At 68.4% G+C, this 26,289-nt stretch carries 27 protein-coding genes, 1 tRNA gene and 1 pseudogene; 16 read left to right on the top strand and 13 right to left on the bottom strand.

Going from position 1 to position 26,289, the window contains the following annotated elements; all coding sequences use genetic code 11:
• Positions 1–145: 145 nt before the first annotated feature.
• On the bottom strand, positions 146–1,708 hold the full coding sequence (locus tag EOJ32_RS05265) for a 2-isopropylmalate synthase (RefSeq protein WP_127897923.1): 1,563 nt from the start codon (positions 1,706–1,708) through the stop codon (positions 146–148).
• A gap of 355 nt (positions 1,709–2,063) precedes the next feature.
• On the opposite strand from EOJ32_RS05265, the gene EOJ32_RS05260 reads away from it, so the two are divergent.
• From EOJ32_RS05260 to EOJ32_RS05245, 4 genes are all read left to right on the top strand, one after another.
• Entirely contained in the window at positions 2,064–2,498 is a 435-nt protein-coding gene (locus EOJ32_RS05260) for a universal stress protein (protein WP_045982732.1), read from the top strand.
• Positions 2,499–2,524: 26 nt separating this feature from the next.
• Entirely contained in the window at positions 2,525–4,057 is a 1,533-nt protein-coding gene (locus EOJ32_RS05255) for a sodium:alanine symporter family protein (RefSeq protein WP_127897922.1), read from the top strand.
• A 112-nt stretch (positions 4,058–4,169) separates the two neighbouring features.
• On the top strand, positions 4,170–5,462 hold the full coding sequence (gene fucP / locus EOJ32_RS05250) for an L-fucose:H+ symporter permease (protein WP_127897921.1): 1,293 nt from the start codon (positions 4,170–4,172) through the stop codon (positions 5,460–5,462).
• A 71-nt stretch (positions 5,463–5,533) separates the two neighbouring features.
• Entirely contained in the window at positions 5,534–5,716 is a 183-nt protein-coding gene (locus EOJ32_RS05245; RefSeq protein WP_127897920.1) for a hypothetical protein, read from the top strand.
• Here the strand turns inward: EOJ32_RS05245 and EOJ32_RS05240 are convergent.
• Together EOJ32_RS05240 and EOJ32_RS05235 are read right to left on the bottom strand one after the other, a co-directional pair.
• Positions 5,713–6,417 (bottom strand): phosphatidylcholine/phosphatidylserine synthase, encoded by a 705-nt coding sequence (locus EOJ32_RS05240; protein WP_045982728.1) that lies wholly within the window; start codon positions 6,415–6,417, stop codon positions 5,713–5,715. The two genes, EOJ32_RS05245 and EOJ32_RS05240, sit on opposite strands and share 4 nt — an antisense overlap.
• A gap of 48 nt (positions 6,418–6,465) precedes the next feature.
• Positions 6,466–7,200, bottom strand: coding sequence for an SseB family protein (locus tag EOJ32_RS05235; protein ID WP_046000067.1), 735 nt, complete (start codon positions 7,198–7,200; stop codon positions 6,466–6,468).
• Positions 7,201–7,300: 100 nt separating this feature from the next.
• Here EOJ32_RS05235 and EOJ32_RS05230 point away from each other — a divergent pair, with 100 nt between their 5' ends.
• Complete coding sequence (locus EOJ32_RS05230; RefSeq protein WP_127897919.1) at positions 7,301–8,311, top strand: serine hydrolase; 1,011 nt, start codon at positions 7,301–7,303, stop codon at positions 8,309–8,311.
• Between the two features lie 23 nt (positions 8,312–8,334).
• Here the strand turns inward: EOJ32_RS05230 and EOJ32_RS05225 are convergent, their stop codons facing one another.
• Positions 8,335–8,784 carry an outer membrane protein assembly factor BamE gene (locus EOJ32_RS05225; protein WP_045982726.1) on the bottom strand — a complete coding sequence of 150 codons (450 nt, stop codon included), beginning with the start codon at positions 8,782–8,784 and terminating at the stop codon, positions 8,335–8,337.
• A gap of 122 nt (positions 8,785–8,906) precedes the next feature.
• Between EOJ32_RS05225 and EOJ32_RS05220 the strand changes: the two genes are divergently transcribed.
• The 4 genes from EOJ32_RS05220 (at position 8,907) to EOJ32_RS05205 (ending at position 11,988) form a co-directional block, all read left to right on the top strand.
• Positions 8,907–9,443: a DUF177 domain-containing protein gene (locus tag EOJ32_RS05220; RefSeq protein ID WP_127897918.1), complete on the top strand. Its 537-nt coding sequence runs from the start codon at positions 8,907–8,909 to the stop codon at positions 9,441–9,443.
• Between the two features lie 241 nt (positions 9,444–9,684).
• Positions 9,685–9,891 (top strand): 50S ribosomal protein L32, encoded by a 207-nt coding sequence (gene rpmF, locus EOJ32_RS05215; protein ID WP_042251337.1) that lies wholly within the window; start codon positions 9,685–9,687, stop codon positions 9,889–9,891.
• 19 nt (positions 9,892–9,910) lie between these two features.
• Positions 9,911–11,017, top strand: a complete 1,107-nt coding sequence (gene plsX / locus EOJ32_RS05210) for a phosphate acyltransferase PlsX (RefSeq protein WP_127897917.1) — start codon at positions 9,911–9,913, stop codon at positions 11,015–11,017.
• The gene (locus EOJ32_RS05205; protein WP_045982723.1) at positions 11,014–11,988 is read left to right on the top strand and encodes a beta-ketoacyl-ACP synthase III; all 975 of its coding nucleotides are present in this window, start codon (positions 11,014–11,016) and stop codon (positions 11,986–11,988) included. Before plsX ends, EOJ32_RS05205 begins: the two co-directional genes overlap by 4 nt.
• 1 nt (position 11,989) lies before the next feature.
• On the opposite strand, the gene EOJ32_RS05200 is transcribed toward EOJ32_RS05205, so the two are convergent.
• Positions 11,990–12,265: a DksA/TraR family C4-type zinc finger protein gene (locus EOJ32_RS05200; RefSeq protein WP_127897916.1), complete on the bottom strand. Its 276-nt coding sequence runs from the start codon at positions 12,263–12,265 to the stop codon at positions 11,990–11,992.
• A 185-nt stretch (positions 12,266–12,450) separates the two neighbouring features.
• Between EOJ32_RS05200 and ihfA the strand changes: the two genes are divergently transcribed.
• From ihfA to EOJ32_RS05180, 4 genes are all read left to right on the top strand, one after another.
• A complete protein-coding gene (ihfA, locus tag EOJ32_RS05195; RefSeq protein ID WP_042251331.1) occupies positions 12,451–12,753 on the top strand; it encodes an integration host factor subunit alpha in 303 nt (100 codons plus the stop codon).
• 15 nt (positions 12,754–12,768) lie between these two features.
• Complete coding sequence (locus tag EOJ32_RS05190; protein ID WP_127897915.1) at positions 12,769–13,260, top strand: MerR family transcriptional regulator; 492 nt, start codon at positions 12,769–12,771, stop codon at positions 13,258–13,260.
• Between the two features lie 79 nt (positions 13,261–13,339).
• A tRNA-Pro gene (locus EOJ32_RS05185) sits at positions 13,340–13,417 on the top strand.
• Between the two features lie 72 nt (positions 13,418–13,489).
• Positions 13,490–14,560, top strand: a complete 1,071-nt coding sequence (locus EOJ32_RS05180; RefSeq protein ID WP_127897914.1) for a 2'-deoxycytidine 5'-triphosphate deaminase — start codon at positions 13,490–13,492, stop codon at positions 14,558–14,560.
• Here EOJ32_RS05180 and EOJ32_RS05175 read toward each other — a convergent pair.
• The 7 genes from EOJ32_RS05175 to argS form a co-directional block, all read right to left on the bottom strand.
• The gene (locus EOJ32_RS05175) at positions 14,557–15,675 is read right to left on the bottom strand and encodes a class I SAM-dependent RNA methyltransferase (RefSeq protein ID WP_127897913.1); all 1,119 of its coding nucleotides are present in this window, start codon (positions 15,673–15,675) and stop codon (positions 14,557–14,559) included. The genes EOJ32_RS05180 and EOJ32_RS05175 overlap by 4 nt on opposite strands.
• A gap of 38 nt (positions 15,676–15,713) precedes the next feature.
• Complete coding sequence (locus tag EOJ32_RS05170) at positions 15,714–15,947, bottom strand: hypothetical protein (protein ID WP_127897912.1); 234 nt, start codon at positions 15,945–15,947, stop codon at positions 15,714–15,716.
• A 3-nt stretch (positions 15,948–15,950) separates the two neighbouring features.
• Complete coding sequence (gene scpB, locus EOJ32_RS05165; RefSeq protein WP_127897911.1) at positions 15,951–16,589, bottom strand: SMC-Scp complex subunit ScpB; 639 nt, start codon at positions 16,587–16,589, stop codon at positions 15,951–15,953.
• Positions 16,573–17,379, bottom strand: coding sequence for a ScpA family protein (locus EOJ32_RS05160; protein WP_127897910.1), 807 nt, complete (start codon positions 17,377–17,379; stop codon positions 16,573–16,575). The genes scpB and EOJ32_RS05160 overlap by 17 nt, the downstream gene beginning before the upstream one ends.
• A 49-nt stretch (positions 17,380–17,428) precedes the next feature.
• On the bottom strand, positions 17,429–18,406 hold the full coding sequence (locus EOJ32_RS05155) for a glycoside hydrolase family 3 N-terminal domain-containing protein (RefSeq protein WP_127897909.1): 978 nt from the start codon (positions 18,404–18,406) through the stop codon (positions 17,429–17,431).
• Positions 18,407–18,410: 4 nt separating this feature from the next.
• On the bottom strand, positions 18,411–19,559 hold the full coding sequence (locus tag EOJ32_RS05150; RefSeq protein WP_127897908.1) for an SPOR domain-containing protein: 1,149 nt from the start codon (positions 19,557–19,559) through the stop codon (positions 18,411–18,413).
• Positions 19,560–19,632: 73 nt separating this feature from the next.
• Positions 19,633–21,375, bottom strand: a complete 1,743-nt coding sequence (gene argS / locus EOJ32_RS05145) for an arginine--tRNA ligase (RefSeq protein ID WP_045981793.1) — start codon at positions 21,373–21,375, stop codon at positions 19,633–19,635.
• Positions 21,376–21,645: 270 nt separating this feature from the next.
• On the opposite strand from argS, the pseudogene EOJ32_RS05140 reads away from it, so the two are divergent.
• Positions 21,646–23,196 (top strand): annotated as a pseudogene (locus EOJ32_RS05140) (DEAD/DEAH box helicase); the annotation flags it as partial.
• 572 nt (positions 23,197–23,768) lie between these two features.
• Positions 23,769–25,286, top strand: coding sequence for an apolipoprotein N-acyltransferase (lnt, locus tag EOJ32_RS05135; protein ID WP_127897906.1), 1,518 nt, complete (start codon positions 23,769–23,771; stop codon positions 25,284–25,286).
• A gap of 19 nt (positions 25,287–25,305) precedes the next feature.
• Here lnt and EOJ32_RS05130 read toward each other — a convergent pair whose 3' ends face one another.
• Positions 25,306–25,935 carry a J domain-containing protein gene (locus EOJ32_RS05130; protein ID WP_046000058.1) on the bottom strand — a complete coding sequence of 210 codons (630 nt, stop codon included), beginning with the start codon at positions 25,933–25,935 and terminating at the stop codon, positions 25,306–25,308.
• Between the two features lie 82 nt (positions 25,936–26,017).
• On the opposite strand from EOJ32_RS05130, the gene EOJ32_RS05125 reads away from it, so the two are divergent.
• Positions 26,018–26,278 (top strand): BolA family transcriptional regulator, encoded by a 261-nt coding sequence (locus EOJ32_RS05125; RefSeq protein WP_045981785.1) that lies wholly within the window; start codon positions 26,018–26,020, stop codon positions 26,276–26,278.
• Positions 26,279–26,289: the final 11 nt, after the last annotated feature.

Raw genomic sequence — 26,289 nt, 5'->3', positions numbered from 1 at the left:
TGTTTTGATGGTGCGTGATCGCCCTGACGGACGTGGCCCCGTATAGAGCCGCGCGCCGCACCGGAAAAGCCCCGATGCGCGCATTGGGCCGACAGCGGCATTTCTCGCGGGGGTGGTGCCGGGGGGACACGATGCCCCCCGCGCCTCAGTGCGAATACATGCTGATCTGCTTGGCGTCAGTGTCGCGACCGGTCATCGCGCGGCGCAGAATCAGCCGGTTCAGCGCCCCCACATAGGCCTTGACCGAGGCCAGGATCGTGTCCGTATCGGCGGCCTGGCCGGTGACGATGCGGCCCTCCTCCTCCATGCGGACGCTGACGGTGGCCTGCGCATCGGTGCCCTCGGTCACGGCATGGACCTGGTACAGCTGCAGCCGCGCGTCGTGCGGAAAGATTTCCCGCACCGCATTGAAGCATGCATCGACCGGACCGTCGCCGGTCGTCTCGGCCCTCTTCTCGACCCCGTCCACGATCATGGTCAGGGCTGCGGACTGGCCGTCGCTGCCGCAGACGACGCGCAGGTGCTTGACCTGCAGGTGATCCTCGGCCGTGTTGGCGGCGGCGTCCAGGACAAGGGCCACGATGTCGTCGTCATAGACCTCCTTCTTGCGGTCGGCCAAGGCCTTGAACCGCACGAAAATGTCCTTCAGCTGGTTGTCCCCGACCTCGTATCCCAGATCGGCCAGCTTGGCGCGCAGCGCGGCGCGGCCCGAATGCTTGCCCATGGCGATGTTGTTCTCGGTCAGGCCGATATCGGCAGGGCGCATGATCTCGAAGGTCTCGACGTTCTTCAGCACGCCGTCCTGATGGATGCCGGATTCGTGCAGGAAGGCGTTCTTGCCGACGATGGCCTTGTTGAACTGCACCGGAAAGCCCGACACGGCCGCCACGCGACGCGAGATGCCCATGATCTTGGTCGTGTCGATGCCCGTGCGGAACGGCATGATGTCGTTGCGGACCCGCATCGCCATCACCACCTCCTCCAGCGCGGTGTTGCCGGCGCGTTCGCCAAGACCGTTGATCGTGCATTCGATCTGGCGGGCACCGGCCTCGACCGCGGCCAGGGCGTTGGCGGTCGCCATGCCCAGGTCGTTGTGGCAATGCGTGGCAAAGATGATCTGGTCCGCGCCGGGCACGCGCTCCAGCAGCATTGCGATCAGGGCGGCGCTTTCGCGCGGCGCGGTATAGCCCACCGTGTCGGGGATGTTGATCGTGGTGGCGCCGGCCTTGATGGCGATTTCCACCACCCGGCACAGATAATCATGCTCGGTCCGGGTGGCGTCCATGGGCGACCATTGCACGTTGTCGCACAGGTTGCGCGCATGGGTCACCGTCTGGTGGATGCGGTCTGCCATCTGGTCCATGTCCAGGTTCGGGATCGCCCGGTGCAGCGGCGAGGTGCCGATGAAGGTGTGGATGCGCGGCTGCCGGGCATGCTTCACGGCCTCCCAGCAGCGGTCGATATCGGGCAGCTGGGCGCGGGCCAGACCGCAGATCACGCTGTTTTTCGACTGTTTCGCGATCTCGGACACGGCGGCAAAGTCGCCTTCCGAGGCGATGGGAAATCCGGCCTCGATCACGTCCACGCCCATCTCGTCCAGCATGGCGGCGATTTCCATCTTTTCGGCATGGGACATGGTGGCGCCGGGCGACTGTTCGCCGTCGCGCAGCGTGGTGTCAAAGATCACGACGCGGTTCTGTTCGGTCATTGGCTTGGTCCTTCTTACGTGGTCCTGTGGGGTTTCCCGGGCGCTGACCTGTCTGAGCGGCGGCCCGGAAGACCCGCTCAGCGCAGCGTAAGAAGCAGCAGACCGCGAAGCTGCACGGCCAGACGCGCGCCGTGGGGCGCGGTGCGGGCGGTGGCGATGTGGCGCATCCGGGTCATGGCCGCGAATATGCCCCCCCGCGCGCATCTTGAAAACCCCTGATCGACACCGCCCGTCCGCAAGGCAGTTCCGACCTTTGCCATTGTAGCGACACATTTATGTCTGGCCCCGCCCGGCAAGCCTGCCTATCCTTTGATCACGACAACGAAAAACGACAACCAACAGATGAGGGCAACGAATGTCACGCAAGATCGTCGTCGGTTTCGACGGCAGCGATGCCTCGATCCGCGCCTTGGACTTTGCCATCTCGCGCGCGCAGGCGCAGGGCGACCACATCCTGATCGCGCATGTTCTGGAATGGTCGCCCTACAGCTTCCTGACGCCAAGCGAGGTCGAGGAACGACACCGCCGCCGCAAGGAGGAGCTGCAGCGCGCCGAAGCCGCCATCCTGACCCCCATGGTCAAGCGGGTCGAGGACGCGGGCATCCCCTGCGCGACCACGCTGCGATACGGCCACATCGCCGAAACGCTGTGCCGCATCGCCAAGGATGAGGGCGCGGCGATGATCTTCATAGGCCGGATGGGCGATTCGGGCTTTGCCTCGCGCATCTTCGGATCGGTCGCGGCGACGCTGGCGCAGGTCGCGCCGGTGCCCGTGGTCATCGTGCCTTGACCGGCCAACCAACAGGGACAAGAGCAATGAGAACACGCATGACAGCCGCGGCCCTCGCGGCACTGGCCGCAGGCCCCGCCGCGGCCCAGGGCATCGACGAGACCGTGAACCAGGTCTTTGCCAATTCCACGGGCTGGTTCGTCAGCCTGATCTTTTCCAACTTTCCCGGCACCAGCTTTCCCTGGATCGTCGCCTGGCTGGTGATCGCGGCCACGACCTTCACCATCTATTTCGGCGTGATCCAGCTGCGCGCCTTCGGCCATGCCATAGCCCTGGTCCGGGGCGACTATTCGGATCCGAACGACGCCGGAGAGGTCAGCCACTTCCAGGCGCTGACCACCGCCCTGTCGGGCACCGTGGGCCTGGGCAACATCGCGGGCGTCGCGGTGGCCGTCAGCATCGGCGGGCCGGGCGCCACGTTCTGGATGATCCTGGCGGGTCTTCTGGGCATGGCGGCCAAGTTCACCGAATGCACGCTTGGCGTCAAATACCGCAATGAATATGCGGACGGGACCGTGTCGGGCGGCCCGATGTACTACATGGTCAAGGGATTCGCCGAACGCGGCCTGCCGGGCGGGCGCATCCTGGCCGTGCTGTTCGCGATCTTCTGCATCCTGGGCAGCTTTGGCGGCGGGAACATGTTCCAGGCCAACCAGGCCCATGCTCAGCTGATCAACGTGGTGGGCGACTATCCCGGCTGGATCACCGGCGTGGTGATGGCGATCATCGTGTTCCTGGTCATCGTCGGCGGCCTGAAATCCATCGCCAGCGTGACCGAGAAGATCGTGCCCTTCATGGCCGCGCTCTACGTCGGGACGGCGCTGATCATCATCGTCATGAACTATGACATGATCGGCCAGGCGTTCTATCAGATCTTCGCGGGCGCCTTCACCAATGACGGCGTCGTGGGCGGGGCCATCGGGGCCCTGATCCAAGGCTTCCGCCGGGCCGCCTTCTCGAACGAGGCCGGCATCGGTTCCGCCGCGATCGCCCACAGCGCCGTGCGTACCAAGGAGCCGGTGACCGAGGGCTTCGTGTCGCTGCTGGAGCCGTTCATCGACACCGTCGTCATCTGCACCATGACCGCGCTGGTGATCATCATCACCGGGCAGCTGATCGCCGACCCCACGACCGGCATGTTCGTCCTGAACGAGGCGGGCGACCAGATCCGCACCGTGACCGGCAACACGGGCGTTGCCCTGACGTCGGATGCCTTCAGCAGCGCGTTCGGCTGGTTCCGCTATGTGCTGGTGCTGGCGGTGGTGCTGTTCGCCTTCTCGACCATGATCTCGTGGAGCTATTACGGGCTGAAGGCCTGGACCTTCCTCTTCGGGGAGGGCCAGACCAAGGAGCTGATCTTCAAGATCATCTTCTGCCTGTTCGTGGTCATCGGCGCCTCGGCCAGCCTGGGCCCGGTCATCGACTTCTCGGACGCGATGATCTTTGCGATGGCGATCCCCAACATCATCGCGCTGTACCTGCTGATGCCCGTCGTCAAGGCCGAGATGAACCGCTATCTGGGCCGCCTGAAATCCGGCGACATCCGCAAGTACGAATAACGCCCGCGACAGCGACGCGACCAGGGGGCGGGGAACCGCCCCCCTTTTCATTCGCGGTGGTCCGCGCGGACGATCTGTGCCAAACGGCGCCGGTCCGCGCAGGAGAACCCCGATGCCAAAGCCCCCCTTCGTCCATCCCGGAATGCGGTTGCCCTTCGCGCTGCTGGTGACCTGCTTCGCGGCCTGGGGGATCGCGGCGAACATGACCGACCCGCTGGTCCAGGTCTTCTCGCGCATCTTCTCGATGTCGACGCTGCAGGCGTCCTTCGTCCAGTTCGCCTATTACGGGGCCTATTTCCTGCTGGCCCTGCCCGCGGCCTTCATCAACCGGCGCTTCTCCTACAAGACCGGCATCCTGACGGGCCTGGGCTGCGCGGTGGCGGGCGCCTTCCTGTTCTATCCGGCGGCGCAGGCCATGACCTTCGGGTACTTCCTGGCCGCGCTGTTCCTGCTTGCGGGGGGGCTGTCGATCCTAGAGACCTCGGCCAACCCCTTCGTCATCGCGATGGGCCCCGAGGGCAATGCCACGCGCCGCCTGAACCTGGCCCAGGCCTTCAATCCGGTCGGCACGAACATCGGCGTGTTCCTGGCCGCGACGCTGATCCTGCCGCGTCTGAACCCGGCAACCGACGCCGAACGCGCCGCCATGCCCGCCGCGACGCTGGAGCAGATCCAGCGCGCCGAACTGTCCGCGGTCATGACGCCCTATGTCGGGCTGGCCTTCGTGCTGCTGGTCATCTGGATCGCCATCGCCTTCCTGCGCATCCCGACCGACCGCGAATCCATCGCCCCCGACGCCGCCCGCGTTCAGTTCGCACCGACGCTGCGGCGGCTGCTGTCGAACCGGCATTACGTGTTCGGGGTGGTGGCCCAGTTCTTCAACGTGGCTGCCCAGACCTGCGTCTGGACCTTCACCATCCAGTACGTGATCTCCGCCATCGGCGGGACCGAGGCGCAGGCCGGATGGTACCTGCAGGCCAGCCTGATCGTGTTCCTGATCGCCCGTTTCGTGATGGTCGGCGTGATGGGCGTGATCCGCCCCGCGGCGCTGCTGACGGTGATGGCCGTGGCGGGGACGGGCCTGTGCCTGTTCGCGGCCACCGGGCCGGGGCTGGCGGGTGTCTGGGCGGTGGTCGCCGTATCGGCTTGCCTGTCGCTGATGTTTCCCACCATCTACGGCATCGCCCTGCACGGCCTGGGCGACGACACCAAGTTCGGCGCGGCGGGCCTGGTCATGGCGATCCTGGGCGGTGCGACCGTGCCGCTGATCCATGGCGCGGTCATGGATTCCCACGGCGCGGCGCTGTCCTATGTGGTGCCGGGACTGTGCTTCCTGGTCGTCGCGGCCTTCGGGCTGTTCGACCTGCGCTCGACCCGCCATGCGGATGCTGCAACGCAGCATTGACCAGGCAGGCGGTTGCCTGCCGGGCTGATAGCGCCAACATAGGGGTCAGGATCTGCGAAAGGACCACCCCCATGCTTGCCTATTACGGACTGTATCTTGACGACGCCGGCCGGGCGATAGCGGGCCGTGCGCCGCGGCCCACCGCGGGGCTGTTCCTGCTGCCCCATCAGATCGGCGCATTGAACGCCACGCGCCACGGCGGAACCCTGCGTGCGCTGCTGCGGCGGCTGACCGGACGGCTGCGCGCGGCCTAAGGGCGGCGGCGGCGACGTACCGGGATCATCTGCTGCGCGCCACCGGCCACCAGCAGCCATGCCGAGGTCAGGACAAGACCCCAGTTCGCCCAGCTTTCCGGGTGGAAGTCGACCACCGCGGCCCAGCCCGCGAACAGCACCCAAGCCAGCGCCACCGGCAACGAGATCGCCTGCCAGCGCTTGGTCCGGACGGGGTGAATGAACTTGATGTTGGTGAACATCGCGGCGCTCAACGCCGTGACGATCAGCAGGATGATGGTCCAGTGCGGCTTGACCGCGAACAGGACCAGGATGACCATGTTCCAGCAGCCGGGAAAGCCCGCGAAGGAATTGTCCCGCGTCTTCATCCGCGTGTCCGCGAAATAGACGACGCTGGTGAACACGATCACGATGATCGCGAACCAGCCCGTCCAGCCCGACAGCAGCCCCGACTGGAACAGCGCAAAGGCCGGGATGAACACGTAGGTCAGATAGTCGATGATCAGGTCCATCAGCACGCCGTCATAGGCGGGCCAGTTCTTCTTGACGTCGTAACGTCGCGCCAGCGGGCCGTCGATGCCGTCGACGACGAAGGCCACCACCAGCCACAGGAACATCAGCGCCCAGTCCGCCTGCACGGCGGCCAGCATGGCCAGCATGGCCAGAACGGCTCCGGTGGCGGTCAAAAGATGGACGGAAAGGGCTTTGTGACGCATCTGCATGCGGTTTAATCGCAGGTTGAACCCCCCAACGCAACCGCACTTGCCCGGTCAGCGCAGGATCGGGGGGCCTTTCGGGCGCGGTGCGGGTTCCTCGGGCGCGGGGGGCGTCAGGTCGAACAGCAGCGCACCGGCCGGGGGCGGCGCGTCCGAAAAGCTGATGTCGACGCCGCCGGGCTGGGCGGGAAGGAACGCCAGCGCCTCGGCCAGGGCCTTGGCGATGGCCGGCTGGCGGTCGACGGGCGCGCCGGTGATGACCAAGAGATGCCCGGCACCGTCCCCCGACGCGCCGACCAGCGCCGCGCCTGCGACCAGTCCGCGCAGGTCGGCCAGCCGTTCGGCCAGCGGATCGGCCAAGGCCTGCGCCACCTGCGGGTCGGGCGCGGTCAGGCGCAGCCGGGCCTGGCCCTCCTGAGGGGCGGCATCCAGCGCACCGGTCAGCCAATCCAGCATGCCGCTGTCCAGCAGCATCTCGGACGGGTGGCCGGGATTGACCAGCAACCCCGCTCCGTCCGCATTCAGCAGTCCCGCCAGCACCCGCCCCGGCAGCGCCGCGTAAGCCACGGGATGGCCGAAGAAATCCGCCAGCCGATCCTCGGCGTCGCAGGCCAGAGCGACACGCGCCCCGTCCAGATCGAAGATCTGCAATTCGACCTGGTCATGGACAGGCTCGCGCAGCAGGGCCACGGTCAGCTCGGTATCCGCCAGCCGCGACAGCATCCGCGCCCGCTGCGGCGCATCCGCGTCGTGGAACGGGACGGGGGCAAGATCATCCAGCGCGCTCATGGTCGGGCCTTTCCGAATTGGCTGGCCAAGCGGTAAAGCCCGCGCCGTGCCCACGCAAGCGTGATTGCCCATGCCCGGCCCCCCGCCCCATATTGTGCGCATGAAAAGACGCGCCCTGATCCTGACCGCCGCCGCCCTGCCCCTGCTGGCAGCCCCCCGCATCGCCCGCGCCAGCCTGGCCCCCCTGCTGTCGCAGGCCGGATCGATGCCGCCCCTGCGCGCCATCGCCCTGTGGCAGGACGACGGCGCACAGGGGGTGGAACTGGCGGCCCAGGGCTATCACGGCTTCACGCCGGACAGCCCGACGAACATCAAGTCGGCGTCGAAATCGGTGGTATCGGCGCTGGCGGGCATCGCCATCGGCCGCGGCCTGCTGGAGAGCGCGGATCAGCCCATCGCGCCGCTGCTGCGCAGCGACCTGCCCGCATCGGCCGACCCGCGGCTGGCGCGCGTCACCCTGGGCAACCTGCTGTCGATGCAGGCCGGGCTGGAACGCCAGTCGGGACAGAATTACGGCCGATGGGTCAGCAGCCCGAACTGGGTGCGCAGCGCGCTGGCCGCGCCCTTCGTCCAGGATCCCGGCACGCGGATGCAGTATTCGACCGCATCCACGCATCTGGTCGCGGCGATCCTGACCCGCGTCACCGGCCGCCCGCTGCTGGACGTCGCAAGCGACTGGCTGTCGCCCATTCCCGGATTTCGCATCACCGGATGGGACCGCGATCCGCAGGGCATCTATCTGGGCGGCAACCAGATGGCGATGAGCACCCGGTCGCTGCTGGCCTTCGGTGCGACATACGCGCGGGGCGGGCGGGCGGGCGGGCGACAGGTCGTCCCCGCGGCCTGGATCGACGAAAGCTGGCGGCGCCGCACCTCCAGCATCTTCAGCGGCCAGGGATACGGCTATGGCTGGTTCCTGGGGCGGATGGCCGGGCGGGACGTGCGCTATGGCTGGGGCTATGGCGGGCAGATGGTCTATGTGTTCCCCGCGACGCGGCGCCAGCCGGCGCTGTCCATCGCGATGACGTCGGACCCGGACCTGCCGTCGGGGCGCACCGGGCACCGCGATGACCTGCACCGCTTGGCGGAACAGCTGGCCGGCGCGGTCTAGGCGACCGCGCGCGGCCTGCGCCGTCAGTCGACGAAATCGCCGGCCTGGAAGTTGCCCAGGTTGCCCAGAAGCTGTCCGATGAACGAGATGTCGGTCACGCTGCCGTCGGTCACGCGGCGCGACAGGCTGACCACGCGGCCGCGTTCCAGGCCAAAGGTCTCGACATTGCTGACCACGCCGGTGGGCGCGAACGAGATGGCGACGACCTTGCGGTCGATCTCGCGCGGGGCGGCTGGGCCGAGGCGGCGCCAGCGCGATCCGACATAGTACCAGCCGGACCCCGTCAGCAGGCCCTGGGCCGACGGGCGACCGATCAGACCGGGCAGTTCCTCCATCGTGGTCTGCCCCGGCACGACCTGCGCCAGTTCCAGATCGGGGGGGACGTATCCGTGGTTCCGTTCGATGGGTGCACAGGCGGCAAGCCCGAGGACAGCCAGAAACGCCAGTGTCATCAGGCTTCTGATGGCGGACATGGGCGGGTTCCCTCCTTGGGGCGGTTGACGCGGCCCGCCCTGCCTAGCAAACTCGGCCACCCTGCTCAAGAATATCAATCCTCGGGGTCACGCGCCCCGCGCCGCATCCACAAAGGCCCGACATGATCACCCCCGAATCGCATCCGCAGCGGCTGCGCGTCGCGCATCTGAACCCGAACACGCCGACGACCTTTCACCTGCGCCCCGACGAAGGCGTGCGTGAGGCCCTGGCGGCCGAGCTGGGGCTGGACGCGCTGACGCGCCTGGACTTTCGCGGCACGCTGCGCGCGCATGGCACCGACAGCTGGCTGCTGACGGCCACGCTGGCCGCGCGGGTGACGCAACCCTGCGTCATCACGCTGAAGCCCGTGCGCACCGACATCTCGGAACCGGTCCGCATCCAGTTCTCTCCGCATGTGGCCGCCCCCGAGGGCGACGAGATCGAGATGCCGGACGAGACGCTGGAACCCCTTGGCAACTTCATCGACCTGACCGCGATCATGGTCGAGGCCCTGTCGCTGGCCCTGCCCGCCTATCCGCGGGCCGAGGGGGCAAGCCTGCCGCAGGCCGCGGCAGCCGACGACGATGCCGCCGGCGACACACGGCGACCCTTTGCCGGGTTGGACAAGCTGCTGGGCGGCAAGGACGGCGAATCCTGACCCAGGCTGCGTGGCCATCGGGCCACAGGCGGGCGCGAAATGCGCCCAAACCCGCCGCCGGGGGGCGCAATCGCGGCCCGTTCGCGGCAAAGGGGGGCCATGTGCGGTGCGTTTGCGGCCGTCCCCTGGCCTTCGGGGCTTGCGGGCGCGGTCGTCATGGCGTATCTGCGCGGTTCATTTACGAATTCAAATCTGGTGTGATCGCGTTCTGGCGCCGCACCCTGACAACCGAGGTGGTGACATGGCTGTCCCTCAGAATCGCGTAACCCGGTCCAAGCGCAACATGCGCCGTGCGCATGATGCGCTGGTCGCGGGCAACCCGAACGAATGCTCCAACTGCGGCGAGCTGAAGCGCCCGCATCACGTCTGCCCGTCCTGCGGCCACTACGCCGACCGCGAAGTGATCGCGAAGGCGAACGAGATCGACCTGGACGACGACGCGGCCTGATTCCGGCGCGCCCGTCCTGATGTCCGTCCCCTCCGCGAGCACGCCGACACCGCGCGTCCCCGAATCCGGGGGCAGCGTGGTGATATCGGTTGACGCCATGGGTGGCGACCGCGGCCCCGCCGTCGTCGTCGCAGGCATGGCCGAAAGCGCCGAGAAGAACCCCGAGATCCGCTTCATCGTCCATGGCGACGAGGCAGAGCTTGCGGGCCTGATCGCGCGCCGCAAGGTGCTGGCGGGTCGCTGTGACATCCGCCATGCCGCGGGCGTGGTGACGATGCATGACAAGCCCAGCCAGGTCCTGCGCAAGAGCGAGGGCACGTCGATGTGGTCCACGCTGGAATCGGTCAAGGCCGGAGAGGCGCAGGTCGCCGTGTCCTGTGGGAATACCGGCGCGCTGATGGCGCTGTCGATGCTGCGCCTGCGCAAGCTGCCGGGCGTGAACCGGCCGGCCATCGCCTGCCTGTGGCCGTCGCGCAACCCCCAAGGGTTCAACATCATGCTGGACGTGGGCGCGGACATCCGCGCCGATGCGCATGACCTGCTGCAATATGCCCTGATGGGGGCATCCTATGCGCGCAACGGCCTGGGCCTGCCCATGCCGCGCGTCGGCCTGCTGAACGTGGGCACCGAGGAACACAAGGGCCGCGCCGAACTGAAGCAGGCCCACGAGATGATCGAGCAGGCCGCCGCCGGCAGCTATACCTATGTCGGCTTCGTCGAGGGTGGCGATCTGCCGTCCGACCGCGTGGATGTGATCGTCACCGACGGATTCACCGGCAATGTCGCCTTGAAGACCGGGGAAGGCACCGCCAAGCTGGTCGGCGACTTCCTCAAGGACGCCTTCTCGAATTCGATCATGTCAAAATTTGCGGCCGTCCTGGCCATGAGCTCGCTCAAGCGCCTGCAGAAGCGGATCGACCCGCGCCGCGTGAACGGCGGCATCTTCCTGGGCCTGAACGGCACGGTCGTGAAATCGCACGGCTCCGCCGATGCGACCGGCGTGTCCGCGGCCATCAAGCTGGCCTTCACCCTGGCCAAGTCGGGCTTCCAGGACCGCCTGGCCGCCCGTGTGGCCCAAGGTGCCGCGGCATCCGCCAGCGCCACCGATACAGGAGCATCGTCGTGACGCGTCGTTCGGTCATCTGCGGCACCGGGCATTACCTGCCTGAACGCATCGTCGAGAATAGCTGGTTCGAGGACAAGCTGGACACCACCGACGAATGGATCCGCTCTCGCACCGGGATCGAGCGTCGCCACTTCGCGGCCGAGGGCCAGACCACCAGCGACCTGGCCATCCGCGCCGCCAAGGCCGCGCTGGACCGCGCAGGCATGACTGCAGACGACATCGACGGTGTCGTGCTGGCGACCTCGACCCCCGACTTCACGTTTCCGGCCGTCGCGACCATGGTCCAGGCCGGTCTGGGGATGAAGCGCGGCTTTGCCTATGACGTGCAGGCCGTCTGCGCGGGCTTCGTCTTTGCGCTGGCCAATGCGGACGCGATGATTCGCGCGGGCCAGGCTGACCGCATCCTGGTGATCGGGGCCGAGACCTTCTCGCGGATCATGGACTGGACCGACCGCGGCACCTGCGTGCTGTTCGGCGACGGCGCCGGCGCGGTCGTCCTGCAGGCTGAGGACGGTGCGGGCACCAGCGATGACCGGGGCATCCTGGCCAGCGACCTGAACAGCGACGGCACCTATCGCGAGCTTCTGTATGTCGATGGCGGCGTGTCCTCCACCGGAACGGCAGGCCAACTGCGGATGCAGGGCAACCTGGTCTTCCGCCACGCGGTCGAAAAGCTGGCCAAGACGGCGCATACCGCGCTGGACCGTGCCGGGCTGACGCCTGCCGACGTGGACTGGCTGGTCCCGCATCAGGCGAACATGCGCATCATCACCGCCACCGCGCAGAAGATGCAGTTGCCACTGGACAAGGTCGTGCTGACCGTGGCCGATCACGGCAACACCTCGGCCGCGTCGATCCCGCTGGCCCTGTCCGTCGCCGATGGCCAGGGTCGGTTCGCGCCGGGCCAGGTTCTGGTGACCGAGGCGATCGGCGGCGGTCTCAGCTGGGGCGCCGTCGTCCTGCGCTGGTAGGCTATTTCAGCAACGAATCCTTGCTGGCGCGGCGGTTCATCCCGCCCGCGGGCCGTTTTGCGCGATCATGGCCCGACTGACAGGCCACGCACAGTTGCACCCCGGGCTGCGCGGCGCGGCGCGCCTCGGGGATCGGTTCATCGCATTCCGCGCAGACCCGTGCGCTGTCGCCCACCTGACGGCGCGACGCGGCCAGCCGGGCGCGGGCGATCGCCTCGGCCGTGCTGACATCGATCTGGTCGTTCACCGCGTCGTCGCGGGCCCATCCACCTGCCATCCTGTCCTCCATCGCTATCCTGCGTCCTCAACAGATGGGAAGCATCGCGCCGGAATCAATCGCCCTACCCTGTCCAAGGGCGTGCCAGCGCATGACAAGTATCGGGCGGGGAACGATTTCCCCGCGGGCCTCGTTGACAGCCATGGGAATTCGAACCATCCTTCCCGCATTCAAGAGGATCAATCATGGGCGACAAGACCTTGACCCGGATGGACTTGGCCGAAGCGGTATTCCGTGACGTCGGCCTGTCCCGTCACGAATCGGCACAGCTGGTCGAAAGCGTGCTGGACCACATCTCGGACGCGCTGGTGCAGGGAGAGCAGGTCAAGATCTCGTCCTTCGGCACCTTTTCGGTGCGCGACAAGAACGAGCGGATCGGCCGCAATCCCAAGACCGGCGAGGAGGTGCCCATCACGCCCCGCCGCGTGCTGTCCTTCCGGCCCTCGCACCTGATGAAGGATCGCGTGGCAGCCGGAAACAAGCGATAGCCCCGGCCCGACCCCATGGCGAAAGGCGCAGAGGCATTCCGGTCGATCGGAGAGGTGGCGACCCTGATCGGCGTCGCGCCGCATGTCCTGCGCTATTGGGAAACCCAGTTCTCGGCGCTGAAGCCGATGAAGCGCCCCGACGGCAGACGCTACTATCGCCCCGCCGATGTCGAGATGGCAGCGGGCATCTGTGCCCTGCTGCGCGACGACGGGCTGACGATTCGCGGAGCGATTCGCCAGATCGCGACCGACCGCGGACAATCCGTCCGCAGGCGGGGCGCACAGCAGCTCTCTCCGCCGCGGGACACAGCACCCCCTGCCCCCGCACCCGCACCCGCACCCGCGCGCATCGCCCCTGTCAGCCCTCCGTCGCAACCGCCCGTCTGGCTGGCACGCCTCAGCGATATGGCGCGTCATCTGCAGCAGATTTCACCCGCCGATCGACGCTGGCCGCGGGCCAAGCCTGTTGTCATCCGGCTGGCGCAGGCCATGTTGAGCCTGTCCTGATCCCCGCATGCGATTTGTCAAAGTTTTCCGCGCCCAGGCCCTTGTGCTGGCCTGCCGGATCGCTTTATAGCATGCGCGTCGGGCCGTGGCGCAGCCTGGTTAGCGCGTCCGTCTGGGGGGCGGAAGGCCGAGAGTTCGAATCTCTCCGGCCCGACCATTCCGAAAACGCCCATCCTTTTCCAAGGGTGGGCGTTTCCCTTATCCCCCACCCGCATCAGGGGCTTGCGACATGAATGGCGTTCTGCCCGACAGCGATATCCGCGATCTGATCGACCAAGGCGTCATCCGCGCCGACGCCCCCGTCACGTCCGAACAGATCCAGCCCGCCAGCCTTGACCTGCGGCTCGGCCGCACCGCCTATCGCCTGCGTGCCAGCTTTCTGGCCGGGCGCAGGCGGCGCATCGCAGAGCGGTTGGCCGATTTCCAGATGCACCAGATGGACCTGTCCGACGGCGCCGTGCTGGAACGCGGCTGCGTCTACCTGATCCCGCTGCAGGAGCGGATCGCCATGCCCGCGGGCATGTCGGCGGTCGCCAACGCCAAGTCATCGACCGGGCGGCTAGACCTGCTGACGCGGTTGGTGACCGATGACGGCACCGAATTCGACCGCCTGCCCGAGGGTTACGACGGACCGCTTTACGCCGAGATCTGCCCGCGCAGCTTTTCGGTGCTGGTGCGGCCTGGCATGCGCCTGAACCAGCTGCGCCTGCGCCGGGGTCAGGCCGTCCTGTCGGACGCCGATCTGACCGCGCTGCATGCGGATCAGCCGCTAGTGGGCGGTGCGCCGGTGCTGATCGATCACGGTCTGGGCTTCTCAGTCGATCTGCGTCCTGCGCAGGGCGATCTGGTCGGCTATCGCGCCCGGCCGCATAGCGGGGTGATCGATCTGGACCGCATCGGCGCCTATCCCGTGGCAGAGTTCTGGGACGAGCTGCGCACGACCGAGGGCCGCCTGATCCTGGACCCCGGCGCCTTCTATATCCTGGTCAGCCGCGAATCGGTGGCGATCCCCGCCGAGTACGCGGCCGAGATGGCGCCCTATCTGGCGATGGTGGGGGAATTCCGGGTCCATTACGCGGGCTTCTTCGATCCCGGCTTTGGTATCGGGGATGAGGGGCACGGGGCACGCGGCGTCCTCGAGGTACGCTGCCACGAGGCGCCCTTCGTGCTGGAACACGGCCAGACTGTCGGCCGCCTGGTCTATGAACGCATGGGCGCCCGCCCGCAGCGCCTTTACGGCGAGGGGATCCGATCGAACTATCAGGGTCAGGGCCTGAAGCTGGCCAAGCAGTTTCGCTAAAGCGGCCCGGTCTGCCACAGGCGGACCTTCAGCCCGCCATGGGCCACGATCGGACCCGGTGCCTTCCATGGCAGGGCGGTGGCCTTGGCCAGTCCGGCCTCGGACGTGACGATGCCGATGCGCCACCCCTGAAACCGGTCGCGGAACACCGTGCCCATCTGGCCGTGCAGGCCGAACAGCGGACCCTTGTTGCCGATCCGGGTGCCATAGGGCGGGTTCACGATCACGATGCCCGGCGGGCCGTCGGGGCGCTGCAGGTCGGTCACCTGCCCGGCCTGGAACCGCGTCACCGCGGACACGCCCGCACGGGCGGCATTCGCCTCGCTCATGCGGATCGCGCCGGGATCACGGTCGAAACCCAGGAACCGGAGGGACAGGTCGCGCGGCGCGGGCGCAGCGTTCATCGTGGCGAATGCAGCTGCGTCGTAATTCGCAAATCGCTGGAACGCGAAGCCGCGGCTGCGGCCGGGCAGCAGGCCCAGGGCGATCTCGGCAGCCTCCAGCACGAATGTGCCTGATCCGCACATCGGGTCCAGCACCGGCTGGCTGCCGTCAAAGCCCATCTCGGCCAGGAACATCGCGGCCATGGTCTCGCGCATGGGGGCCTTGGCGACGGCCTCCTTATGGCCGCGCTTGTGCAGCGATTCGCCGGTCGTATCCAGGCTGAAGGTCACCAGGTCGTCCTCGATCCGCGCCTTGACGGTGATCGACGGGCCGCGATCCTCCGGCATGGCCAAGGGGGCGCCCAGTTGTTCGGTGATGGCGCGTTCGATGCGCTGAGTCGCAGCGCCGGCATGATAGATCCGGGAGGCGCGGCAGATGCTCTCGACCCGCACGGGCAGGTCGCGGGGCAGCAGGTCCGCCCAAGGGAACTTTCGGGCGCGCTTGTCCAGCTGGGCCAGGTGCATGGCGCGGAATCCGCCGATGCGGGCCAGCACGCGCGTGGCCCCTCGCAGCATCAGGTTCGCGCGCCAGACATCGGTCCAGCCGCCCGTGATGGCGACGCCGCCGGGCTGGATCACGCCGGTCCAGCCAAGGGCCTTTGCCTCGGCCGCCAGCGGCGCCTCGAGGCCGGGGGTGGCCACCAGAAAGATCTTGAAAGAGGTGTTGTCCATCGCGCAGCCCTAGCGCGCGTCGCGGGCAAAGCCCAGCCTCAGCGACGCGTCAGCCGCGACAGGGTCCGCATCTTGCGCGCCAGGTCCTGCATCTGCGCATCGCTGCGGCGCTTGCCCAACCCCGACTTGCCCAACCCCGGCTTGCCGAAACCCGTCTTGCCGGACCCGGTCTTGCCACGCGACAGGGTGCCCAGCCCCTTGTTGATGCCCCAGGTCATCGCACGGCGCGCGACAAGGCGGGTGAACATGCTGATCAGCTGGTTGGCGTTCATCGCTTACTCGTCCTCGAACAACTCTTCGGGGTCGATATCGGGGTCCGCATCCCCGCCGACAAGGGGCAGGCCCAGACCATCGGCGGGCGGGCGCGATTCCAGCAACCCCGCCGCGCGCAGTTCCGCAAGCCCGGGCAGATCGCGCGCAGATTCCAGGCCGAAATGGTCCAGGAACGCCTCGGTCACGATATAGGTCGCGGGACGGCCGGGCGTCATGCGGCGGCGGCCGACACGCACCCATTCCATTTCGATCAGCTGGTCCAGCGTGCCGCGGCTGAGGGCAACGCCGCGCACCTCCTCGATCTCGGTCCGGGTGACCGGCTGATGATAGGCGATGATCGCCAAGGTCTCGATGGCGGCGCGCGACAGGCGGCGGGTGTCCACCGTCTCGGTCTGCATCAGGTACGACAGGTCGGGCGCGGTCCGAAAGGCATAGGCGTCGCCGATGCGTTCCAAGACCACGCCGCGCCCCTGATAGGTGGCGTGCAGCCGGGCCACCGCCGCGGCCGGGTCGCAGCCCTGCGGCATCCGCGCGGCCACATCGCGCAGGCTCATAGGCTGCACGGCGGCAAACAGGATCGCCTCGACCATGCGGGCCTGTTCGTCCAGCGCCGGAGAGGTGGGGTCAGTTGTGGTCGTCATGGGACTTTTGCCGGTAATGGATGGGCGCGAAGGTCTGCGCCTGCCGTATCTCCAGCCGGCCCTGGCGCGCAAGCTCCAGCGAGGCGGCAAAGGTCGCGGCGGTGGCGCTGCGCCGTCGCTTTGGATCGTCCGACCAGCCGTCGGGTAGGAACACCGACAGGTCGGTCCACTGGCCGGTGAACCCGATCATCCGCCGCAACCGGTCCAGGGCCTGTTCCATGGTGAAGATGTCATGCCGGTCGAACGCATAGGGGCGGAACTCGTCACGCGTCTTGAGCCGGGCATAGGCGCGCATCAGGTCGATCAGCCCCGCCTGCCATTGGGTGCGGCGGGTGCGCGCGACGGTTTCGGGGGCGCCGCGGGCAAAACGCGACAGGCCAAGCCGGTCGCGGCCCATCAGCTGCGCCGCCGCCTGCCGCATCGCGGCCAGACGCTCCAGCTGGAAGGCCAGATGGGCGGCCATGTCCTGGGCCGAGGGACCTTCGGCCTCGGGGTCGGGGGGCAGCAGCAGGCGGGATTTCAGGAAGGCCAGCCAGGCGGCCATGACCAGATAGTCGGCCGCAAGTTCGATCCGCAGGGCGCGGGCCTTCTCAACGAAGGCCAGGTACTGTTCGGCCAGGTCCAGCACTCGAATCTTGAGCAGATCCACCTTTTGCGTGCGCGCCAGCGTCAGCAGCAGGTCCAGCGGTCCCTCATAGCCGTCGACATCGACGATCAGCGCCTCGTCCGCGCGCCGCTGCGCGACATCGGCATCGGCGACGGGCTGAAGATAGGGAACCTGTCTGGCCACAAAGCCTCCTTGGCACGGGCGCAAAGGGTCATGCCCCCGCGCCTGCCTGTCAAGCGCTCAGCACCCGCCACTGATCGGTCAGGGCGGCGATGTCGGCCTGTGCCGGAGTCTGTCTGCGGGTCAGGGCGGCGTCGGCGCGGCGCATGGCGTCCCGCGTCATCGGACCGGCGGCCTCGACCACAGGCGCCATCTGGTCGATCGTGCCGTTGCAATGCAGCACCAGATCGCAGCCCGCCGCGATGGATGCGGCCGCGCGTTCGGCCTGCGTCCCCGACAACGCGTTCATCGTGATGTCGTCGGTCATCAGCAGGCCGTCGAACCCGATCCGGTCGCGGATCAGCCCGATCATCCGGCGCGAAGCCGTGGCCGGCCCGTCATCCAGCGCCGGAAAGCGGATATGCGCGGTCATGCCCATCGGCAGATCGTTCAGCGCCCGGAACGGCGCGAAATCGACCGCGTCCAGTTCGGCCTCGGTCGCGTCGACCACGGGCAGGCCGTGATGGCTGTCGACCTGCGCGCGGCCATGGCCGGGCATGTGCTTGACCACCGGCAGAACGCCCGCGGCCAGCAACCCGTCCGCCGCCGCGCGGCCCAGTTCGGCCACGCGGTCAGGGTCGGTGCCCAAGCAGCGGTTGCGCAGGAAGGGATGTGTCCCGTCCTGCGCCACGTCCAGCGTGGGGGCGCAGTTCGAATCAATGCCCACGGCCCGCAGCTCCTGCCCGATCAGGTGATAGTACAGCCACATCGCCTGCGGTCCCGCCCTCGCCTGGTCCAGCGGCGCCGGCCAGTCGGTCCAATGGGGCGCGCGCATGCGCTGCACACGCCCGCCCTCCTGGTCGATGGTGATCACGCAGTCGCGGCCCACGGCCTCGCGCAGCTGCGCGGTCAGGCGGCGCAGCTGATCGGGCGCGTCGACATTGCGTCCGAACAGGATGAAGCCCCAGGGGTCGGCCTCGCGAAAGAACGCGGCCTCGTCCGGCGTCAGGGACAGGCCACCGACGCCGCCCAGAATGGTTGCGTTCTGCACGGCCTCAGCCGCCAAGCGCCAGGCAGTCGGTCCCCGAGGATTGCAGCGCGGAACAGAACTGCCGCGCCTCGGACAGCGAATCAAAGCCCGCGACCCGCAGCCGCCAGAAGGTGCGGCCGTTCGACTGATGTTCCTGGATAACCGGCGACTTGCCCGAGAACAGGCCGCCATTGCGTCCCGCCAGCCGCTGCCACTCGCCATTGGCGATGGAGTCGCTGTCGAACGCGCCGACCTGCACGACGGGACCGCTGGCGCTGCGCGCTGCGGCGGGTGCCGGGGCCGGCGTGGGTGCTGCCGCGGGACGGTCGGGGGCCGGCGCCGGGGCCTGGGCCAGGGCGGTCTGCGCGGCGACGGGTGCGGGTGCCGCGGCAACCTGCGTCACGCGGGGGCGCGGCGTGGGGCGGGCCGATGCGACGACCACGGCGGGGTTCGCCTCGGCCTGGGCCTGGGCCAGCGCCTCGGCGATGGCTGCGGACTGTGCAGGAAGGCCGTTCTCGTCGGTGACGACCTCGGTCACCGCACCCTCGCTGGCGGGGGCGTCGATGATCGCGGCCTGGTTGACGGCGTGATCGGCCAGGGCGCGTTCGGCGGCGGCGGCCGCCTCGGCCTCGGCCAGGGCGCGGGCCTCGCTGTCGGACAGCGGCACGATGGGCTCGCCCGCGAAGGTCAGCGGCGTCTCCGACGGGTTCGAGGGTTCGCGGGCGATGGCGCCCAACTCTCCCATGGCGACGTCATCGGCGGACAGGTCCACCGGCGCCGGCGCGATCGCGACCTGCTCGGTCGGCGACAGGACCTGCCCACCGGCGACCGAATTCACGGCCAGTCCGGTATGGTTGGTCAGCTGACCGCCCGGATCCTCGGCGGTGGTGCGGGCCTCGCCCTGGACGGCGCGGATGACGGGCACGCCCGACACGTCGCGCGACACCAGCTGCCAGCCCCAGGCCATCAACCCGACCATCAGCGCCACCGATGCGACCGCGCCCATGTAATGGGTCACCCGCGCCAGCCGCGCCGGCAGGCCGTCGGCCTGCCCGGGGTGCTGTGCCTGACCGGCAGCTGCCGCCGGCTGTCCGTTCTGATCGTAAGAGAATTCGCGCTTCACCTTGTGACGCGAGAAAACGTAGCCGCCTTCGCGGAAGTCCATCACTGCCATGTTCGCCTGCCCGCCGGTTGCCCCGGATTAACTTTTGCCTGCTCTCAGCCTTCCCCGACGGCGACGCATTCGGTCAGCGCATTTCTTCCGCCGGAGTGACGCCCAGAATAGCGAGACCAGATGAAATAACAACGCCAACCGCCCGGACCAGCGCAATTTTTCCTTGGCTTGTGACCGCGTCGCCATCCTGGATGAATCGCAGCGACATGTCGTCATTGCCGCGATTCCACAGCGAATGCAGGTCGGATGCCAGTTCATACAGGAAGAACGCCACGCGATGGGGCTCGTGCGCGCGGGCCGCGTTCTCGACCAGGCGCGGCCATTCGGCGACCTTGCGGGCCAGCTCCAGCTCGGCCGGGTGGGACAGGACGGACAGATCGGCATCCGCCAGGGTCGAATCGTCGACCGCGATCCCGGCCTCGGTCGCGCGGCGCAGCACGGAATGGACGCGGGCGCTGGCATACTGGACGTACCAGACCGGGTTGTCCTTGGACTGCTCCAGCACGCGGGCAAAATCGAAATCCAGCGCCGCGTCGTTCTTGCGCGTCAGCATGATGAAGCGCGTGACGTCGGCCCCCGCCTCCTCGACCACGTCGCGCAGGGTTACGAAGGTGCCGGCGCGCTTGGACATCTTGAACGGCTCGCCGTTCTTGTACAGCTTGACCAGCTGGATCAGCTTGACGTCCAGCGGCACGCGGCCGTTCGACAGCGCCTTGACCGCCGCGTTCATCCGCTTGACATAGCCGCCGTGATCGGCGCCGAAGACGTCGATCAACTGATCGAAGCCGCGGTCGATCTTGTCCCAGTGATAGGCGATGTCGGGCGCGAAATAGGTCCAGGCCCCGTCCGACTTCTGGATCGGCCGGTCCACGTCGTCGCCATGCGCGCTGGACCGGAACAGCAGCTGCTCGCGCGCCTCCCAGTCCTCGGGCAGCTTGCCTTTCGGCGGCTCCAGCACGCCGCGATAGATCAGGCCCTGCGTGTCCAGGCGCGCGATCGCATCCTCGATCCGCCCGGTGCCGTACAGCGCCTTCTCGCTGGAATAGACGTCCATCTCGACGCCCAGGATCGCCAGGTCGCCGCGGATCTGCTCCATCATCGCCTGCGTCGCGAATTCGCGGATCTCCTCCAGCCATTCGGCCTCGGGGCGGTCCAGCAGGCTGTCGCCGTACTTGGCCTTCAGCGCCTCTCCGACGGGGATCAGATAGTCGCCGGGATACAGCCCCTCGCGGATCTCGGGCTCCAGCCCGTTCGCCTCGCGATAGCGCTCGTATGCCGAGCGGGCCAGCACGTCGACCTGCGCGCCGCCGTCATTGATATAGTATTCGCGCGTGACGTCATGGCCGGAAAACGCCAGCAGCCGCGCCAGCGCATCGCCGAAGACCGCGCCGCGGACATGGCCCACATGCATCGGACCGGTGGGGTTGGCGCTGACGAATTCGACGTTGACCTTGGCATTCGCCCCAAGGTCGGACCGCCCGAATTCGGTGCCGGCCTGCAGGGCCGACCGGATCACGCCCTGCCAGACCACCGGAGACAGGCGCAGGTTCAGGAAACCGGGGCCCGCGACCTCGGCCGCGCTGATGCGGGGGTCGGTCAGGCGCGCGGCCAGGCGGTCGGCGATCTCGCGCGGCTTCATGCCGGCGGGCTTGGCCAGCACCATCGCGGCATTGGTTGCCATGTCGCCATGCGCCGGGTCGCGGGGCGGTTCGACCGTGACATTGGCGGTATCCAGGCCTGCGGGCAGCTCTCCTGCGGCGGCCATCTGGTCCAGCGCCTCGACGACGACGCCGCGCAAATCGGTGAAAAGGTTCATCATGGGCTTCCTGATTGACCCCCGGGGGTTACCCTTTCGGACGGGGAGAGGTCAACCGAAAGCCCCGCGCCACCGCCCCGCCGGCGGGACGGACGACGCAAAAGATTGACGCGGCAGCGCCTTTGGTCTACGCGATGCGGGCCTGCATCCGGCAGGCATCAAGGCGGGGCGTCCGTGTTTGCGTCCCAACTTAGCCGCCACTGCGCCAGACGGGCGCGCGGCTTGGAACGCATCGCGCCAGAACGGGCGCGGCTTAATGGAAAGCCCCGAATGACCAAGTTCTCTGATCTGAAGCTGGACCCCAAAGTGCTGCAGGCCGTGCTGGAAGCCGGCTACGAGACGCCGACGCCCATCCAGCAGGGGGCGATCCCGCCCGCCCTGGAAGGCCGCGACGTGCTGGGGATCGCGCAGACCGGAACCGGCAAGACCGCCAGCTTCACCCTGCCGATGATCACGCTGCTCGGCCGTGGCCGGGCCCGCGCGCGCATGCCGCGCAGCCTTGTGCTGTGCCCCACGCGTGAACTGGCCGCCCAGGTGGCCGAGAATTTCGACACCTATGCCAAGCACACCCGCCTGACCAAGGCGCTGCTGATCGGCGGCGTCAGCTTCGGCGAACAGGACAAGCTGATCGACCGCGGCGTGGACGTGCTGATCGCCACCCCGGGCCGCCTGCTGGACCATGTCGAGCGTGGCAAGCTGCTGCTGACCGGCGTTCAGATCATGGTCGTCGACGAGGCCGACCGCATGCTGGACATGGGCTTCATCCCCGATATCGAGCGCATCTTCCAGCTGACGCCCTTCACCCGCCAGACGCTGTTCTTCAGCGCCACCATGGCCCCCGAGATCGAGCGGATCACCAACACCTTCCTGCACTCGCCCGAACGGGTCGAGGTCGCGCGCCAGGCCTCGGCCAGCGAGACGATCACGCAGCGCCTGATCCAGCTAACCCCCACCCGCCGCGACATGGCCGCCAAGCAGAAGCGCGACCTGCTGCGCGCCCTGATCGACGCCGAGGGCGAGGGGCTGACCAACGCCATCGTCTTCTGCAACCGCAAGACGGACGTCGACATCGTCGCCAAGTCGCTGGCGAAATACGGATACGACGCGGCCCCGATTCACGGTGACCTGGACCAGAGCCAGCGGACCCGCACGCTGGAATCGTTCCGCGACGGCAAGCTGCGCCTGCTGATCGCGTCCGACGTCGCGGCGCGCGGCCTGGACATCCCGGCGGTCAGCCACGTCTTCAACTATGACCTGCCCAGCCACGCCGAGGACTATGTCCACCGCATCGGGCGCACCGGCCGCGCGGGCCGTCTTGGCACCTCGATCAGCATCGCCGTGCCGTCCGACGACAAGTATCTGGCCGCGATCGAGCAGTTGCTGAAATCCTCGCTGCCGCGGGTCGAGGCGCCGGCAGGATTTGCCGGTGGCGACGCACCTGCGCGCGACGACCGCAAGGCCGAAGGCAACGCCACGGAGGATCGCAAGGGCGGATCGCGCGAACGCGGCCGTCGCCGCCGTCGCGACGAACCCCGCCCCGAGGCGGAAGCCGCAGCGCCCCCCGCACCCGTCGCGACCGCAGCCGAACCGGAGGCCCGCATGGAGCCCAAAGTGCAGCCTGAACCCCGCCCCGAACCCGAAGCCCGCGCCGAGCAGCCGCGCCGCGAGGAGACCCGCAAGGACGAACGCCGCGAGGATCGTCGTGACGACCGCCGGGATGACCGTCGCGACGGACGCCGTGGTCGCGATCAGGACAACCGCGGGTCACAGGTGATGGGCATGGGCGATCACATCCCCCAGTTCATGCTGGTCGAACTGCGCAGCGTCGGCCTGTCGGACGACACCCCGACCGAGACCGTGGCAGAGGCCCCCGCCGCCGATCCCGCCCCCAAGCCCGCACGCCGGTCGCGCGGCCGCGGTCGCGGCAAGGCGCAGGCCGAGACGGCGACCGAAGCCCCCGTCGAAGCCCAGCCCGAGGCCCTGCAGCCCGAGACCGTACCGGCCGATGCCGTGCAGGACGCGCAGCCCGTGGCTGAAGCGCCCGTTCAGGCAGAGGCACCGGCGGTCGAACCCGCCGCGGAACCCAAGCCCAAGCGCACCCGCGGCCGCAAGAAGGCCGAGACGGCCGAAACCGACGCCCCCGCCGCCGAGCCGGTCGAGGAGACAGCGCCCAAGCCCAAGCGGACGCGCAGCCGCAAACCCGCCACCGATGTGGCAGAGGCGCCCGCCGAAGCCTCGGTCGATGCGCCCAAGCCCACCCGTCGCCGCAAGGCCGCGACCGCCGATGCGCCCGCCGCCGATGCCGCGACGGACGCGCCGGAAAAGCCCAAGCGCACCCGCCGCGAGAAGGCCGACGCCGACGCGCAGCCCAAGGACGCTGACGCGCAGGCCTGATGCGCGGCACGCCTCGCCCGCTATCCCGACTGCGCGGGGGCCGTCCGCCCCTGCGCAGTCTTCTGCCCGATCTGGCCCTGGGCCTGATCGCCGCCCTGGGCCTTGCACCCCTGGGCATCTGGGCCGCGACGCCGCTGGCGATGGCCGCGCTGATCTGGCGGCTGTCCCCCCTGCCCGCCGCCGCCGTGTTCTGGCACGTGCTGGCCGCGGGCTTTGGCTGGTTCGCCCTGTCGCTGTCCTGGATCACCGAACCCTTCCTGGTCGACATTGCCCGCCACGGCTGGATGGCGCCCTTTGCGCTGATCCTGATGGCGCTTGGGGGTGCCCTGTTCTGGGCGGTGCCGGCCGGCGCGGCCGCGCGTCTGGCCCGTGGTCCCGCTGCGCAGGCCACGGCGATCGCTGCGGCACTGGTCCTGTCGGACTGGCTGCGGGGCTGGATCTTCACCGGCTTCCCCTGGGCCCAGATCGGCCACGCATGGATCGACACGCCCGTCGCCCAGATGGCCGCGTGGACCGGGGCCCTGGGCCTTGGCACGCTGACGATGGCGCTGGCCGCAGTGCCGGTCCTGTTGCGCGGGCGCGCGGTGATGGCGACAGCCCTGGCCGCGGCCCTGCTGGCAGGCCCGTGGATCGCGGGGACGATGCGGCTGGCCGCACCGATGCCCGCCGACCGGCCCGTGACCCTGCGGATCGTGCAGCCCGATGCGGCGCAGCACCTGAAGTGGGACCCCGAATGGTCCACGGTTTTCTTCCAGCGCCTGCTGGACCTGTCCGCCGAACCCGGCCCCCGCGATCTGGTCATCTGGCCCGAGACGGCCGTGAACTTCCTGCTGGAGGATGCCGACGCGGTCCTGCCGATGATGTCCCAGGCCGCGGGCGCGCCTTTGGTCATGGGCATCCAGCGCCGCGAGGGCAGCCGCTTCTTCAACAGTCTTGCGACCGTCGTGCCGGGCGGAGAGGTCACCCAGGTCTATGACAAGTTCCATCTGGTGCCGTTCGGCGAATACGTCCCCTGGGGCGACGCGCTGGCCCATCTGGGCATCGGCGCCTTTGCCGCGCGGCAGGGCAACGGCTATTCCGCCGGTCCCGGACCGCAGATCATGTCCGCGCCGGGCGTCCCCGACTTTCAGCCGCTGATCTGCTATGAGGCGATCTTTCCCCAGCACCTGCGCCATCTGGACCAGCGCCCCGGCTGGCTGCTGCAGGCCACCAACGACGCATGGTTCGGCACCTTGTCGGGCCCGTACCAGCATCTGGACCAAGCCCGCCTGCGCGCGATCGAGACGGGGCTGCCGCTGGTGCGCGCCGCGAATACGGGGGTCAGCGCGGTGGTGGACGCCCGCGGGCGCATCCTGGCCAGCCTGCCCCTGAACCAGCCCGGCAAGATCGACGCGGCGCTGCCCGGCGCGCTGCCCGCGACGCCGTGGCTGGCGGTCGGGAACGTGCCGGTCGTGACGCTGCTGCTGCTGGTTCTGGGCCTGGCCCTGTGGCCGCGCCGCCGAGGGCGCGCGGCCTGACGCTGTCCGCCTGGCGACCCTAGTCGCGGATGAACCGGCTTTCCTTGATCTGATCCCAGGCCCAGACCACCTCGGACAGGCGATCCTCGTCGGAACGGTCGCCGCCGTTCATGTCGGGGTGCAGGTCCTTGACCAGCGACTTGTACTGCTTGCGGATCTCGGCGCGGGTCCAGTGATCCTTGGCCTCCAGGATGTCCAGAGCGCGGCGTTCAGTGGGCGGCAGCTTGCGCGCGCTGGACTGCGCGCGCGATTCCGGCGCGGTGCCGTTCGCGCCCAAGATCTCCAGCGGGTCGCTGACGCCGTGGCGGGCCCACTTGTCCTCGGCCGCGGCGCGACCGAAGGGCTTGGTGGGGCGTTCCCAGACCGTCGCATTGTCGATGAACTGCTGGAACTCCTCCTCGGACTGGCCTTGGAAGTAGTTCCAGTTCGCGTTGTAGTCGCGGACATGCTCTTTGCAGAACCAGAAATAGTCGTCCAGGTTGCGCGGGTTCTTGGGCGCGCGATACTGGCCCGGCTCGTCGCATCCCTCGCGCTCGCAGGTGCGGGTCGAGGTCTCGAACGCCCCCGACATGCCGCGCCGCCCTTTGGTCTTGCGCTTCTTGTCCTTGGCGGCGGAAATGTCGAAACCGAACGGGTCGTTCTTGCTCATCCTGGGGCACCTTTGCGACTCAAGGCGGGCAGTTTAGGCTATCTGACGGGACATGAAACCCCTTGACGGAAAGGATATGCGGATGATCGCGGACCAGATGACCGAACGGCTGGCAGCCCTGCAGCCCACAACCCTGCAGGTGCTGGACGAAAGCGAGGATCATCGCGGCCATGCAGGCTTTCGCGACGGGGGCGAAAGCCATTTCCGCATTCGCATGGCCAGCCCGGCCTTTGCCGGACTGACGCGGATCCAGCAGCACCGCCTGGTCCATGCGACCCTGGGCGACATCGTGCCGCGGATCCACGCGCTGGCGCTGGAACTGTCGGAAAGCCCGGACCGTTAGCGCCGTCAGGC

It is taken from the genome of Paracoccus sp. Arc7-R13 (genome assembly GCF_004010775.1).
GTDB classification, from domain to species: Bacteria; Pseudomonadota; Alphaproteobacteria; order Rhodobacterales; family Rhodobacteraceae; genus Paracoccus; species Paracoccus marcusii.
Note: the sequence above shows the minus strand (reverse complement) of the source record. Positions and strands in the feature narration are given on the sequence as shown.